Raw genomic sequence first — 13,949 nt, 5'->3', positions numbered from 1 at the left:
TCCTCTACGGGCTTGGTGTCGCGTCGGACCACACGCGTTCGAAGCTCCGAAGGTAGGTGGACGCCATGTCGCCGTCATCGACGTGGCGAACGTGGAGGACAGGAGCATGGGACGCAGGGATGCCGTAGGCGTGGGGGTTGATAAGTAGGTCGTCGTCGGCGCGGTAGATCGAGTTGTAGAGGGTGGTGTCGTGTAGGCGGATCTCGACGTTGTCGAGTTCGCGTAGGGGTTGGTAGAGGACGAGGGCGTTGCGGATCTTGGCGGCGAGCGAGTCGCCTACGCCTTCGTCGGTGCCGCGTTGGGAGATGCGGGGGCCGTCCGGGTTGCCGAGGAGGATGCGGACGGCGACGCCGTTGCGTGCCTTGTCGGCGAGGGTGCCGATGATGCCTTGGTCTTCGGCGAGGAAGAGTCCCGCGTAGGCGAGGATGCCGATTTCACGTCGGGCGCTGGCGAAGTGCTGGTGCCAGACGGCGCGGGGGACGGCCCAGCGGTGCGGGTAGGTGGCGAGGATCTGGGCGCCTGGTGGTTGGGGCAGTGGGCGGGGCGCGCGTACCTGGGGCCAGAGGTCTTCCTCGTCGTGGCCGAGAAGCTTGCACAGGTGTGCTCTGTGCCGGGGGTAGGGGACGCGGCCGGCGAGCCAGCGTCGGACGGTCTTGGGGTCGACGCCGAGTCGTGCGGCCACGTCGTCTTCGGTGAGTTGGGCGTCTTCGAGCGCGCGTCGCAACAGGTCGCTCATCCGTCCTCCCGGATGCACAAGGTAGGAGTGACGCTAACAGAAGACGTCCCTAGACGTCCCTAGGTGTCGGTGGAGAGGTCCCGCAGGTCGAACGAGGCTCTTGGACACGGCCGAGGTGCCGCGCACAGCGGTTCCGTCCCGTCAACGTCCCCCGTTCGTTCCTGATTGGAGGCGTCATGTCCTTCGACCGGCCTCGTGAGTCCGACGCCGTCCCCGACGCGCTGTCCCGCCTGAGCGCGTCAGAGTCGCGGTTGGTCGCCTTGACCGCTCACCTTCACGCGCAGGGCTTCGACGTCAAGCTGACCGACAAGGGGTTGCGCGTGCGCAACCCCAACGCGCCGGGGTGCTGCGACGACAACCCGGTGCTGTCCGACGTGATCAAGTGCCGTCGGCGTACGGAGGACGGCGGACGGCTGTGGTTCTTCAACTCGGCGCGCGAGCCGATCGCCGAAGCCGACCGCCTCGACGACGCGATCATGTGGGTCAAGGGCAGGCTCACGCCGCGCGACGCGGCGGAGGTGCGGGACTGATGGGCCGCCCGGCTGGTCGGCATCGGCGCGTGCGTCGACCGTCACACGCGCGGTCATCGGCCCCTCGCCGCAACACACAGACCGGCATGACGGAGTTGTGGGTTTACGCCTCTCCACCCGACGGCGACCTCGGCCGTCCCGGCACGCCCTGGTCCTCAGAGCCGCGGGGCGGTAAGCATCGGCGGCCGCTCGTGCGACGCATCCTCGGTGCGTTCGTGGACTTCGGGTGACGGGCAGCAGAGTTGACGTAGGGCTCAGAGCGGTTGCTCTGGGCCTTACGTGTGCGTGGCGGGGCATGCGATGACGCAACGGTCGACATGGGGCGCCTACCGCGGCATCGCGGATGTGCTGCGGAGGCGCGTGGAGGACGGCACATACCCGGCGGGGGCGCGATTGCCGGGGGAACACACGCTGAGCCGGGAGTTGGGCGCCACCCGAAACACGGTGCGGCGAGCGTTGGACGTCCTCGAAAGCGAGGGGTTGCTTGTAGCTGTGACTGGCGTCGGCCGGTTCGTACGGGGCGCGACGACCGAAGACACGCGCCCGAAGTACAGCCGTATCGCTGCCGAGTTGCGCGCTCAGATCGAGAGCGGCGCGCTTCCGCCGGGCGCGGTGATGCCGAGCGAGGCGCGGATCTGTGCTCGGTACGGGGTGTCTCGGTTCACCGCGCAGCAGGCGCTTCGGCGGTTGGAAGCCGATGGCCTGGTGAGGTGCGTTCGCGGCAGGGGACGCGTTGTGCTGCCAAGACGTCCCTAGATGATCCTCTGGTGCCCGTGGATGTCCGCGATCTTGCGCGTAGCGTCGGAGTCATGAGCAGCATGGCCACGTGGGCGCGAGAAGTCGCACGTCAGCACCTAGAGAGCGCGCTTCCGCGCCGATGGGCGCACACGCAAGGCGTCGCCCGGCAGGCACGCCGTCTCGCCCCGATCCTCGGCGACCGTGCCGACCTGTTGGAGGCCGCCGCGTGGCTGCACGACGTCGGATATGCGCCCGACCTGGCCGTGACAGGCTTCCACCCGCTGGACGGCGCCCGCTACCTCCGCGACGTCCACAAGGCCGACGACCACCTGTGCCGCCTGGTGGCTCACCACAGCTGCGCGCTGGTAGAGGCACGCGAACGAGGGCTCGCCGACGACCTGGTGGGCGAGTTCGGCGGCGAGCCTCCGGAGCTGACGGAAGCCCTGATCTACTGCGACATGACCACCAGCCCCGACGGCGTGGAGCTGCCGGTAGAGGAGAGGTTGTCGGAGATTCTTTCCCGGTACGGGGACGGGCATCTTGTCGCCCGATCGATCACGACATCGTCGCCGGTCCTGATCGGGGCTGTGCATCGCGTCCAAGAGGCGTTGATGAAACGCGGTTGACCCGTCAGATGATTACGGGCTGTTGGCGGTTCTCTAGGTAGTGGGTGATGCGGAGGCGCATCGAGTGGTCCATCCGGCGGGCGGTGGCTTGGTCGGCGGGGATCCAGAGGACTTCGCGGGATTCGTCGCTTGGGCGGGGCTCGCCGCCGGTGGGGCGGGCGGTGAGGACGATGGAGAACTCTTGGCGGACCTCGTCGTTGCTGGTGTAGTGGATCACGTGCTTGGGGTCTGAGTAGATGCCGACGAGGCCGGTGATCTCGCAGTCGATGCCGGTTTCTTCCTTGGTCTCCCGGACGGCGGCTTGGGCGACGGATTCACCGAGGTCGACGGCGCCGCCGGGGAGGGCCCAGTTGTCGTTGTCGGTGCGGCGGATCATGAGGATGTCGCCGTTGTCGTTGGTGACGACGACGTTGACGGAGGGGACGAGGCTGTTGGCCTTGGGGGCGTTGGGGTCGTCGTAGTAGTCGATCCTGCGGCCCATCGGTTCACTCCCCCGGTTGCAGCGGTCGAGCGCCTTCCCAGACGCGTTCGAAGCTCTCAAGATAGGTGTTGACGATCTCGCCGCCGGGGATTTTGCGCAGGTGCCAGCATGGCGCGTTGGACGCCGGCGCGCCGTAGACGTGCGTGTTGACGAGTATCTGATCGTCGGCGAAGTAGATCGAGTTGTAGAGCACCGTGCTGTGCAGTCGGATTTCGACGTTGTCGAGGCCGCGTAGCGGCTTGTAGAGGACGATGACGTTGCGGATCTTGCTCGCCATCGATTCGCCGATGCCCTCGTCGGCGCCGCGTTCGGCCACCTGGGGCGAGTCCGGGTCGCCCAGCAGGATGCGGACGCGCACGCCTGAGCGTGCCTTGTCGGCGAGGATGCGTTGGGCGCCCGTGTCCTCGGCCAGGAACAGGCCGCTGTAGACGAGGATGCCGATCTCGGACGTGGCGTCGGCGAAGAGTCGTCCCCATGCGTCCCGGGGGACGGCCCAGCGGTGCGGGTAGATGGTGACGATTTCGCTACCCGACGCCGAGGTGACCTGTTCCTTGGTCAGCGCATTCGGCCACAGGTACGTCTCGTCCACGCCGAGACGTGAAGCCACTGCGTAGCGGTGGCGCCGGTAGGGGACGCGGTCCTTGGTGATCCACCGCTCAACGGTCTTGGGGTCCACGCCGATGTGTTCGGCGAGCGCGGCCACGGTGAGACCTTGTTGGAGCAGAGCGGCACGTAGGCGTTCGTTCGGCATGCACCCGTCCGGATCCCGGGACGTCCTAGGACGCGGTCAACCCTACGAGGACGTCATGAACAGGTCCAGTCATGTGGTGAACCCGTCCCGCTGGTCAGGCGCACTCTCGGTCTCGTAAGCGTTCCACCGCCCGAGCCGCCCCCGCCGGACACGGGCCCCTTCGGGAAGGGGTGATCCGCATGATCCTCGTTCTGGCCTCGATCGCCGCCGTGTTCCTGGCCGGTGTCGTCTGCGGAGTCTTCGCCATGGTGGTTCTCGGCATCCACGCCGAGGAACGCCGCATCGGACGTCCCGGCAACGGCCCGAGCGTGACCGGTGCCGCATCCCGCCGACTGCTGTCCACGCAGACGTGCGACGACGTCCCGCACATCCGTGTCAAGGCGGGACGGTGACACCGGTGCGGATGCCGCGCATCATCACCGCGTTCACCTGCGCTTGCGGCGCGCGCATCGACCCCGGAAGCCGCGCGTGCCGCAAGTGCCGTGCCCGCGCCCGATGGAGGCGCCGTAAGCAGGGCTCCCGCGTTCCCGACCTGTGGCTGTGATCAGTTCCCACAACGGAGGGGAGGTGAAGCGTCCGTGACCGTGTCGGTTCCGCTGGTGGCGGTCCTCGGTGTGGCCGTGTGGCTGGCGTGGCGGTACATGGGGTTGCGCGTCTGGCACGCGGCCGTGTGCCTGCTGTGCGGGTTCTTCCTCGCCGCCACCAGCGCGGCCCCCGAGATCCGCCGCCTGGTGGCCGTCCTCGTCAACGCCCTGACCGGCTCCCAGCCGTAGCCGCTTGTGCGAAGGGAGGGATGTGTAGTGCCCAACACCCCCCAGCGTCCCGCCATCGATCTTCAGGAGGTCAGAACCCGCAACCTCGTGGCCCGCGAAATCGTTGCGGCCCTGTCGCAGGCCATGCCCAACCTCGGCAAGCTGTGGCTTCGCCTCAACGCCTCACTTGACGACACGCCCCGCCTCGTCGCCGAGTGGAGCACCGTGCGCCGCAGGCACGCCGACCTTCTCGCCGCTGCCCGCGCCACCCTCACCGCGGCCCGCGACGGCGAACGCGACCCGCTGTGCTACCTGCGCGACGAGCTGAGCGCGCAGGGGCACCTTCCGCCGGACTCGTGGGGGCGGCGATGAGTCAGGCGACCAAGATGCGGCGCCACGCTCACAAGATGCGCCGTCAGGGGATCCAACCGGTGGTCGTCATCGACAAGGACGACCGGTTTCCCGACATCGCCGCCGTGATCATCGGCCGGTTCCTGTGGCGGTACCGGTCCGAACTCGCTCCGGTCTACGTCGTTGTCGCGCTCGCCATCGCCGGGGCGGTTCTGCACGCGACGCACGCCCAGTGGTGGCCGTACATCCTCACCGGCGCCGCGCTCGCCGCGTGGACGCTGGCGATGTTCGGCGAACGGGTCGGCCTGTCCCTGCGCGCCGAACGGTTCTACGCCGCCGCTGTGGCCCTTGGGGGCGGTATGTGGCTCGCCGCCGCCACCGCTCTCGGACTCACCTACGCGCCCCTGCCTCAGCTTCTCCTCATCGGGGGCTTCGTGCTGGCCGTGCCCTGGTGGGCTCATCGGCGACGGCGCGCCAAAGTCCGCGTAGAGCGTCAACTCGCCGCATGGCCGGAGATCGCACACGCGGTCGGGCTCGCGGGTTCGCGTGTGCAGTCCGCCGTAGTGGACGTGTGGGGATGGCGCGCCCGCTTCGCACTCGCACGAGGCCAGACCATCCAAGACGTGATCGCAAGAGTGCCCGCCATCGAATCGGCTCTAGGGACGTTCCGCGGCGCGGTACGCGTGCAACCGACACGCGACGACAAGGCCAACCGCTTCGAGCTGCGCGTACTGGACACCGACCCGCACGCCGACGCCATCCCCTGGCCCGGACCGTCCGTCTCCTCCATCACCGAACCGATCGACCTCGGCCCGTTCGAAGACGCCACCAGCGCACGCGTCCTCTTCCTGCGTCGGCATGCCCTGTTCGGGGGTGTCGCCGGTTCGGGCAAGAGCGGCGGATTGAACGTCCTCATGGGCAACCTCACCGCGTGCCATGACGTCGTGATCTGGGCGGTGGACCTCAAACGCGGCATGGAGTTGCAGCCGTGGGCATCGTGCATCGATCGCCTCGCCACCACCCCCGAACAGGCGCGCGTTCTCCTGCGCAACGCCGTGGCCGTGTTGGAGGCACGCGCGGCATGGCTCGCCGCACGAGGCCGCCGCGTGTGGGAGCCGACGCCGGAACTGCCCGCACTGGTCATCGTCATCGACGAGTACGCCGAACTCGCCGACGAGGCGCCCGACACCACCACCGACACCGACTCGATCGCCCGACGCGGAAGGGCCGTCGCCGTCACGCTCATCGCCGCCACCCAACGCCCCACGCAGAAGGCCATGGGCAAGGGGGCCGTCCGCTCGCAGATGGACGTACGGGTGAGCTTCCGCGTACGCGAACGCAAGGACGTCGATCTCATCCTGGGACAGGGCATGCTCGCCGCCGGCTGGCACGCCCACACCCTCAACGCACCCGGCAAGTTCCTGCTCTCCGCACCCGAACACGACACGCCCCGCCGTGCGCGCGCCTACCTGCTCACCGACGAGGCCGTAGCGGACGCGGCCCACCAGCACGCCACCCGCCGCCCCGCTCTGGACGAGGTGTCCCGGACGGCGATCGAGGAAGCACACGCAGGCATTCACCTGCGCTCCCTCAACGGCCCGGAAGAGCCGCCCAGCGTCACGAACGTCGCCGAACCGGAGAACCGGCCTGAGACGGTTCTGTGGGAGATGCTGAGCCGCGCACCCGACGAGGGCATCCCCGTCTCCCACCTGATCAACGCGACCGGCATGAGCCGCCCGTGGATCTACCAACGGCTCCGCGAACTCGCCGACGACCACCGCGTCACCCAGGTCTCACGCGGCCGGTGGCGCGCCATCACCGAACACGCTCAGTGACTCGTCTACGTCTACGTCTACGTCTCCACGCGCCTGCACGTAAGGGACGGAGACGAGACATAGACGAAGGCGTAGACAATCACCCACCGTCACCAAAGGAGGTGATCTCCACGCCCGACACCACCCGGGACAAGCACACGATCATGCAGGCGTACACCGTCGAACAGGTCGCCGACATCCTCCAGATCGGACGGGACAAGGTCTACTCCCTGATCCGTACCGGCCGCCTCCGCAGCATCAAGATCGGCAAGCTTCGCCGCATCACCGACCGCCACCTCGCCGAGTTCATCGCCTCACTCGAAGACGCCACCCGCTGACGACACCGGGGCGGGTTCGTCTGGCAACAACCGGACGAACCCGCCCGACCCTAGGGACGTCTTGGGACGTCTTGAGCTACCGTCGCAGGTAGGTCGTCACTCGGACGGCGATCAGCCAACGAGGAGGTATCCCTTGGCAAAGATCATGATCGGCAGATACGAAGGGTCGATCTACCGGGAGGGCGACGGCTGGACCGGCGCCATCTCGCTCGGCTTCGGCCCGGACGGCAAGCGCAAGCGGCTCAAGCGGAAGGGGAAGACGAAGACCGAGGTCAAGGACAAGCTCCGGCAGGCCGTGGAAGACCTGGACAAGCGCGTGAAGCCCGATCACAGGTACTCCGTGGAGGACGCCGTCAACGACTTCCTGACGGCATTCGACAAGACCGGCAGCTCACCGGAGACGAAGAAGGCCTACCGGTCGCTCGCCGACCACCAGATCATCCCGTTTCTCGGCCGGATCCGTCTCAAAGACCTCACGGCAGACGACGTAGAGACGTGGCTCAAGGGCCGGACGGAGCACCTCACGTCCTCGTCTCTCGGCATCGTCCACGGCCTGCTCAAGCGATCCATTCGCAGGGCCGCACGTCACGACAAGGTCGCCCGGAACGTCGCCGAACTCGTCGACACACCGGAGGGCAAGTCCGCACGCAAGTCGCGTTCGCTCACCTTGGAGCAGGCCAACGCCGTCCTCGCCGAGGCGGCGAAGAGCGAGCATCGACTCGGCGCGTACGTGACCCTCGCCATCGTCACGGGCCTTCGCACCGAGGAACTCCGCAAGCTCACATGGAGCGCCGTCGACCTCGACTCGGCGACCCTCTACGTACTGCGAGCCGAGCGGCACAGGGGCGAGACCAAGACGCCGCTCAGCCGCAGGGGACTCGGCATCGCCCAACTCGGCGTAGAGGCCCTGCGCGCTCTCAAGAGGCGACAGGCCGCCGAAAAGCTCAAGGCGGGAGACGCCTACAAGGATCGCGATCTCGTCTTCTGCGACGAGTACGGTGCCCCGTACACCGCCCAACAGGTCCGCCGTCACTTCCGCAAGATCCTCGACGCGGCGGGGCTCAAAGGCGCCGATTGGGTGCCCCGTGAGCTGCGCCACACGTTCGTATCGCTCATGAGCGATCACGGTGTACCCGTCGAGAAGATCAGCGTCCTCGTCGGCCACAAGACCACAAGAGTCACAGAGACCGTCTACCGGCACCAGATCCGCCCGGAGATCCGCGACGGCGCCGAGCACATGAACGAGATCTTCCCGGGCAAGGCCGTCAAGTCCGCGTAGCACGCGGCTCCCGGGATGGCTCCCCCGGCCCTTCCGAACGTGAAGCGAACCGCTTAACCAGGAACTTTGAATTCCCGCTCATTGCGCCGCACTTAAGGAACGCCTGAGGCGCGCTTAGCCCGGGCCGACCGGCAGAGCGGCTCTCGGGGGCCTACCTGCCCGAACGTGGGGGGACGGCGCCGGGCCGTCCGGGGGCGTCGTCCGGATCAGTACCCGCTCGGCCGCTGACCTGGGCTTCGACCTTCCTTAAGGCCGTCCGGTGGCGTCCGGCTGCGGTGCCGCCACCTGCTTTGTCAGACCCGGGCTGCATCATCAGACCGCGTCGGCGGCCGATGCATGGGCGCCTCCAGGCGAAGCGGAGAGTCGGCGGTTCCTCGTGGCCTCGATGTCGAAAGGTGCAGAAGGGTGAAGAAGTCGAAGGTTCCCGAAGAAGACCAGTACAAGATTCTGGCTGCGTTTGAAAGGGAACGCGACAACATCATCAAGATGTTCAAGGAGATCTTCGCTTTCCCCTATGTGGAGGAGACCACTATGGTCATGCTGGAGGCGCTGACGGACACCGCCGGGATCGGCTTCGACGTCTATCCCAACTACGAGCCCATGGAGCGGGCACCGCTGACCGAGGCGCACCGGGGATCGAACGTCATCCGCCCGGGGGACATCGTGTCCGGAGGAAGTGTTCCCCTCGGCGAGGTCTTCGACGACGAAGAGCTGCTCTGGAGCGACCGGCTGGACAGCTATCTCTTCGTCGCGGAGAAGCTGCTGGTCAAATGGCTGGGCAAGCGGATGAAGGAGGTCGAGGGGTACGACACCTTTCCGTATCCCATCTGCATATGTTTTGAGGGGGACGAGCCGTACTACTGGGATCTGGCCACGGGCAAGAGACTGCGGGTCTGAGTCTCTCGGCCGCGGCCTGATTTGAACCAGGGCGGCGGTCTGGGAGTCGTAACCCGAGTCAGCCTTCATGCCCACATACCCCTACGGAGAGAACATGACCGAGCCCGATGTGCTGGGCCGCGCGCTGCTCAAGGCGCTCACCGACCGCGGCTACGAGGCGGTCCTCCCGGACGCCGACACCGTCGCCGTCACGCTGCCGGACGGCACGCAGGTCAAAGGCGACATCCGGGAGTGGCGCCGGCACGCCGGGCGCAACTCGATGGCGGCGCTGCCCGGCATCGCCGCCGAGTTCGTCGAGAAGATGGAGCAGGACCTGCGCCGGGCGGCGCAAGCGGACGCGGCGCCCGTCGGCGACCTGCGCGTGCGGATCTACACCGAGGACGCCCTGCCGCAGGAGGTCTGGGACACGCTGGTCGTCCGGCCGCTGGCGCCCGGCCTGCTGGAGTCCGTGGTCGTCGACCTTCCCGACGCCATCTCGCCGTTGCACAAGTCCGCACTGGGCGGCATGACCGCCGACGAGGCGTTCGCACGGGCGCTGGCGCAGTCGGTGGACGGGGAGCCGCACCACATCATGACGCGCGAGCTGTACGGGGTGCCGCTGACGCACATCAGCGGCGAGCACCGCTACGTCGGCGCGCACGTGCACGTGCTGAAGCGCTATGTCGATCCGGCCGCGTCCCCGCACGGGGCGCTGGTGGCCTTCCCGATCCCCGAGCTGCTGCTGGTCCACCCGATCGGGCGCACGCAGATCTTCTCCGCGCTGCATGCCATGCAGGCACTGGCCGCCCGGCACGTGGAGGTCGGCGAGAAGGCGCTCACCCCGCAGGTCTACTGGTGGCGTCCCGGCGCCTACGAGGCGCTGGACGAGGCGGCGGCGCCGGCGGGCGGCGGCGTGCCCGACCTGCGGCCGGTCCGCGCCGAGATCGACGAGGAGAACGCCAAGGTGAGCCTGTACAGCGACGAGGCGTTCGCGGAGCTGGTGCAGCGGCTCCTCGCCGAGCAGGACTAGGGCCTGTCTCGAAGTGTGATGAGTGGCGGCATGTCGCACGCCGGACGCAGTGAGGCATCGCGGCCGCGATCTGCGAACCGGCCGATCAGGCGGGCGGCCGGCGTCGGCGCGGCGTGCGCGGTGGCCGACCACCCGGCTACGGCAGGCTCGCCGTCCGCTACCAGGCCACCGTCCACATCGCCACCATCAACGAACGGCTCTGGCCAACTTTGAAACACGCCCTAGACGGGATCAGCCGAGCGCCTCCTCTTCGTGCAGCAGGAGCAGGGCGTAGGCGGCCACGGTGGCGTCGTCGGTGATCTCGCCCGCCCGGACCAGGCGCTTGAACTCGTCCCGGGTGACGAACCGCTGCCGCATGTCCTGCTCCTCCGGTTCGCGCGCGTGCTCGCCCGGCGTCAGCCCGGTCGCCAGGAACACGTGGACGCCCTGGCTGCTGGTGCCGTGCGAGCTGTGCAGTCGGCCCAGCGGCGTCAGCGTGCCGGCGCGCAGCCCGGTCTCCTCGGCCAGCTCCCGCCGGGCCAGCGCCTCGGGGTCGCCGCCGTGGTCCGGGTGGGAGCCCTGCGGGAAGTTCCACGTGCGCCGCCCGATCGGGTAGCGGTACTCCTCGACCATGTGGAAGCCGTCCCGCTCCGCCGGGATGACCAGGGCGTAGTCGTCCTTCTCGACGACCCCGTAGATGCCGCGCGACCCGTCGGGCCGCTGGACGAGGTCCTCGCGGACGGTCATCCACCGGTTCTCGTAGACCACGCGGGAGGACACCCGGCGCACCGCCGGTTCAGGCGTCATGGCCACCTCGCTGCTGTCGCCGTTTCCATCCCCCCATCATGGACCGGGACGCGCCGCACCGGCGGGCACCGGCATCGCGCGCAGTGCGGGATGATGTGCGTGTGGGCGGGCATACCGGGGCGGCAGGTGGTTGAATCCACGGATATGTGGCAGTCGTCACACCGAGAACGGCCGTGGTTGCGGTGGTACCAGCCCGGGGTGCCGGCCGAACCCGAGATCCCCGACGTCGCCGTGCCGCGCCTGCTGGACGATGCCGCCGCGCGGCATCCGCGGCGGCCCGCCCTGGTCTTCCACGGCGCCCGGATCCGCTACCGGGACCTGCACGAGGCCGTGGACCGGTTCGCCGCCGGGCTGCACCGGCTCGGCGTGCAGCCCGGCGACCGGGTCGCGCTGGTGCTGCCGAACTGCCCGCAGCTGGTCATCGCGTTCTTCGGGGTGCTGCGGCGCGGCGCGATCGCGGTGCCGTACAACCCGCTGTCCACCGCGGAGGAGCTGCGGCACGTGCTGGCCGACTGCGCGCCGCGCGCGGCGGTGGTGCTGGATCGTTCCCTGCCGGCGGTGCGGGCCGCGCGGGACGCCGCGCCGCTGGAGCACCTGATCGTCACCTCGCTCGGGGACGCGCTGCCCCCGGCGGCGCGGGCGGCGCTGCGGCTGCCGCTGCCGGAGGCCCGGCGGTACCGCGCGACCCTCGCGGCCGGGGTTCCCGCGGGGGCGGACGAGGTGCCGTTCGCCGAGCTGCAGCGGCCGGCGGACCGGCGCGTGCGGCAGTTCCGGCTCGACCCGTCGCGGCACCTTGCGGTCATCGCCTACACCGGCGGCGAGGCGCGTCCCATGGGCGCCATGCTCACCCACCGCAACCTGGTCGCCAACGCCTGCCAGCAGCACGCCTGGGACGTGGAGGTGAAAGACGGCGGCGAGGTGACGCTGGCCGTGCTGCCGCTGTTCCACACCTTCGGCATGATCACCTGCCTGGTGGCGCCGGTGCAGAAGGCGGGCTCGGTCGTGCTGCTGCCCCGGTTCGACGACGAGGGGGTGGTGCGGGCGCTGCGCCGGTACCGCCCCACCGTGTTCCCGGGCGTGCCGACGCTGTACGACCAGGTGCTCGACAGCCCCCGGTTCCGGCCGTCCGACCTGGACTCGGTGCGGTTCCTGCTGTCGGGCGGCAGCCCGCTGACCGCCGCGACGCGCCGGCGGCTGGCCGCGCTGGGCCACGCCGACGGGCTGATCCAGGCGTACGGGCAGACGGAGGCGTCGCCCGCGCTGACCGCCAACCCGCTCGGCGGCGGCGCCCGCAACGACACCGTGGGCCTGCCGCTGCCGGGCACCGACGCGGTGATCGTCGACCCCGGTGACCCGACCCGCCCGCTGCCGCCGGGCGAGCCGGGCGAGCTGGTGGCGCGCGGCCCCCAGGTGTTCGCCGGGTACTGGAACCAGCCGCTGGCCACCGCCCGCGTGCTGTCCAAGGGCTGGCTGCGCACCGGCGACACCGCGGTGATGAGCGCGGACGGCTGGATCACCCTGCTGGAGCGCCGCCGGGACACCATCAAGGTCAGCGGATTCAGCGTCTTCCCCGGCGAGGTGGAGCAGGTCCTGCGCCGCCATCCGGCGGTGTTCGACTGCGCGGTCGTCGGCCTGCCGGACGCGCGGCGCGGCGAACGCGTCGTCGCCTACGTCGTCGAGCACCCCGCCTACCCGTTCTCTGCGGAGGAGCTGCGCCGCCACTGCGCGAGGTACCTGTCGCACTACAAGGTGCCGGCCGAGTTCCGGCTCCGCCAGGACCTGCCCCGCAACATGCTGGGCAAGGTCGTCCGCCGCCGGCTGCGCGACGCCGCGGCCGCCGGATGACCCGGCGGTCCCCCGCGCGGGCCGCCCCGGGCGAGTGGTTGACTGGGCGGGTGCGTCCCCCCGTCGACCGTTCCCCCCGTGTCTCGCCCCCGGCGTTGTTCGAGCGGCTCGCCGAGATCGGCCGCGCCCGGTCCGCGGGCGGCGACGCGTCCGTGCTGTACGACCGGCACGGGGTGCTGGTGGTGCGGGTCGGCGACGTGGTCGTCAAGGCGCACCAGGCGGACCGCGACGGCGGGCCGCGGCTGGAGCGGCGGATGCGGGTGGCGGCGTCGCTGCCGGAGCTGCTGCTGCCTCCGCTGGACGGGCCGCTGCGGGTGGACGGCCGGGTGGTGACGGTGTGGCCGTACGGGGAGCCGGTCAGCCCGGACGCGGTGCCGTGGGAGGAGGCCGGCCGGCTGCTGGCCGCGCTGCACACGTGTCCGGTTCCGGCCGACGCGCCGCCGTGGGGGCGTCCCACCCGGGTGGGGCGGCTGGTGCGGCGCCTGCCGGACGGGCCGGAGGCCGCCCAGGTACGCCGGGCGTTCGCCACCCTGCCGTCGTGGATCCGCGCGGGGGAAGACGACGGCGGCGCGGACGGCGGCGCGCCGCAGCGGCTGATCCACGGGGACTGGCATCTGGGGCAGCTGGTGCGCGCCGGGGACGGCTGGCGGCTCATCGACGTGGAGGACCTGGGGCGCGGCGACCCGGTCTGGGACCTGGCGCGGCCCGCGGCGCTGTTCTCGGCGGGCGTGCTGCCGCCCGGCGACTGGGCCCGGTTCCTGCGCGCCTACCGGGAGGCCGGGGGCCCGGCGGTGCCCTCGGACGGCGACCTGTGGCGGGTCCTGGACCTGCCCGCGCGAACTCTGGCGATCCAGATCGCCGCCACATGCGTCATATCCGCGCGGGCGGACGGCCGCCCGCTCGACGGGCCCGAGCGCGCGCTCGTCGACACCTGCGGGCGCATCTGCGAGGCGGGACCAGGAATGACGTAGCGTTCGTGCTGCCCTAGATTTAGCCCACCTGGGGATTGTTACGGA

General features: G+C 69.8%; 17 protein-coding genes. 13 read left to right on the top strand and 4 right to left on the bottom strand.

Going from position 1 to position 13,949, the window contains the following annotated elements; all coding sequences use genetic code 11:
* Positions 1-4 precede the first annotated feature (4 nt).
* Positions 5-736, bottom strand: a complete 732-nt coding sequence (locus QSK22_RS17455) for an XRE family transcriptional regulator (protein WP_285495255.1) — start codon at positions 734-736, stop codon at positions 5-7.
* A 176-nt stretch (positions 737-912) separates the two neighbouring features.
* On the opposite strand from QSK22_RS17455, the gene QSK22_RS17450 reads away from it, so the two are divergent.
* From QSK22_RS17450 to QSK22_RS17440, 3 genes are all read left to right on the top strand, one after another.
* On the top strand, positions 913-1,266 hold the full coding sequence (locus QSK22_RS17450) for a hypothetical protein (protein ID WP_285495254.1): 354 nt from the start codon (positions 913-915) through the stop codon (positions 1,264-1,266).
* 300 nt (positions 1,267-1,566) lie between these two features.
* Complete coding sequence (locus QSK22_RS17445) at positions 1,567-2,022, top strand: GntR family transcriptional regulator (protein ID WP_285495253.1); 456 nt, start codon at positions 1,567-1,569, stop codon at positions 2,020-2,022.
* 53 nt (positions 2,023-2,075) lie between these two features.
* Positions 2,076-2,630: an HD domain-containing protein gene (locus tag QSK22_RS17440; protein ID WP_352231457.1), complete on the top strand. Its 555-nt coding sequence runs from the start codon at positions 2,076-2,078 to the stop codon at positions 2,628-2,630.
* 4 nt (positions 2,631-2,634) lie between these two features.
* Here the strand turns inward: QSK22_RS17440 and QSK22_RS17435 are convergent, their stop codons facing one another.
* Positions 2,635-3,111, bottom strand: a complete 477-nt coding sequence (locus QSK22_RS17435) for an NUDIX domain-containing protein (RefSeq protein WP_285495252.1) — start codon at positions 3,109-3,111, stop codon at positions 2,635-2,637.
* Positions 3,112-3,115: 4 nt separating this feature from the next.
* Positions 3,116-3,862 carry an XRE family transcriptional regulator gene (locus QSK22_RS17430; protein ID WP_285495251.1) on the bottom strand — a complete coding sequence of 249 codons (747 nt, stop codon included), beginning with the start codon at positions 3,860-3,862 and terminating at the stop codon, positions 3,116-3,118.
* Positions 3,863-4,041: 179 nt separating this feature from the next.
* On the opposite strand from QSK22_RS17430, the gene QSK22_RS17425 reads away from it, so the two are divergent.
* The 8 genes from QSK22_RS17425 (at position 4,042) to QSK22_RS17390 (ending at position 10,302) form a co-directional block, all read left to right on the top strand.
* Positions 4,042-4,254, top strand: coding sequence for a hypothetical protein (locus QSK22_RS17425; RefSeq protein ID WP_285495250.1), 213 nt, complete (start codon positions 4,042-4,044; stop codon positions 4,252-4,254).
* A gap of 186 nt (positions 4,255-4,440) precedes the next feature.
* Entirely contained in the window at positions 4,441-4,635 is a 195-nt protein-coding gene (locus QSK22_RS17420) for a hypothetical protein (RefSeq protein WP_285495249.1), read from the top strand.
* 27 nt (positions 4,636-4,662) lie between these two features.
* Entirely contained in the window at positions 4,663-4,986 is a 324-nt protein-coding gene (locus QSK22_RS17415) for a hypothetical protein (RefSeq protein ID WP_285495248.1), read from the top strand.
* Between the two features lie 35 nt (positions 4,987-5,021).
* Positions 5,022-6,800 carry an FtsK/SpoIIIE domain-containing protein gene (locus tag QSK22_RS17410; RefSeq protein ID WP_285495247.1) on the top strand — a complete coding sequence of 593 codons (1,779 nt, stop codon included), beginning with the start codon at positions 5,022-5,024 and terminating at the stop codon, positions 6,798-6,800.
* 101 nt (positions 6,801-6,901) lie between these two features.
* Positions 6,902-7,117, top strand: coding sequence for a helix-turn-helix domain-containing protein (locus QSK22_RS17405; RefSeq protein ID WP_285495246.1), 216 nt, complete (start codon positions 6,902-6,904; stop codon positions 7,115-7,117).
* Between the two features lie 133 nt (positions 7,118-7,250).
* On the top strand, positions 7,251-8,396 hold the full coding sequence (locus tag QSK22_RS17400) for a tyrosine-type recombinase/integrase (RefSeq protein ID WP_285495245.1): 1,146 nt from the start codon (positions 7,251-7,253) through the stop codon (positions 8,394-8,396).
* 405 nt (positions 8,397-8,801) lie between these two features.
* Complete coding sequence (locus tag QSK22_RS17395; RefSeq protein WP_285495244.1) at positions 8,802-9,293, top strand: hypothetical protein; 492 nt, start codon at positions 8,802-8,804, stop codon at positions 9,291-9,293.
* Between the two features lie 94 nt (positions 9,294-9,387).
* The gene (locus QSK22_RS17390) at positions 9,388-10,302 is read left to right on the top strand and encodes a hypothetical protein (protein ID WP_285495243.1); all 915 of its coding nucleotides are present in this window, start codon (positions 9,388-9,390) and stop codon (positions 10,300-10,302) included.
* A gap of 231 nt (positions 10,303-10,533) precedes the next feature.
* On the opposite strand, the gene QSK22_RS17385 is transcribed toward QSK22_RS17390, so the two are convergent.
* Entirely contained in the window at positions 10,534-11,088 is a 555-nt protein-coding gene (locus QSK22_RS17385; RefSeq protein ID WP_285495242.1) for an NUDIX domain-containing protein, read from the bottom strand.
* Between the two features lie 198 nt (positions 11,089-11,286).
* Between QSK22_RS17385 and QSK22_RS17380 the strand changes: the two genes are divergently transcribed.
* Positions 11,287-12,933, top strand: coding sequence for an AMP-binding protein (locus QSK22_RS17380; protein ID WP_285495241.1), 1,647 nt, complete (start codon positions 11,287-11,289; stop codon positions 12,931-12,933).
* 50 nt (positions 12,934-12,983) lie between these two features.
* Positions 12,984-13,904 carry a phosphotransferase family protein gene (locus tag QSK22_RS17375; protein WP_285495240.1) on the top strand — a complete coding sequence of 307 codons (921 nt, stop codon included), beginning with the start codon at positions 12,984-12,986 and terminating at the stop codon, positions 13,902-13,904.
* Positions 13,905-13,949 lie beyond the last annotated feature (45 nt).

It is taken from the genome of Actinomadura sp. NBRC 104425 (assembly GCF_030269545.1).
Lineage (GTDB): Bacteria > Actinomycetota > Actinomycetes > Streptosporangiales > Streptosporangiaceae > Spirillospora > Spirillospora keratinilytica.
The sequence above is the reverse complement of the archived record's forward strand: the minus strand, read 5'-3'. Positions and strand labels throughout refer to the sequence as shown.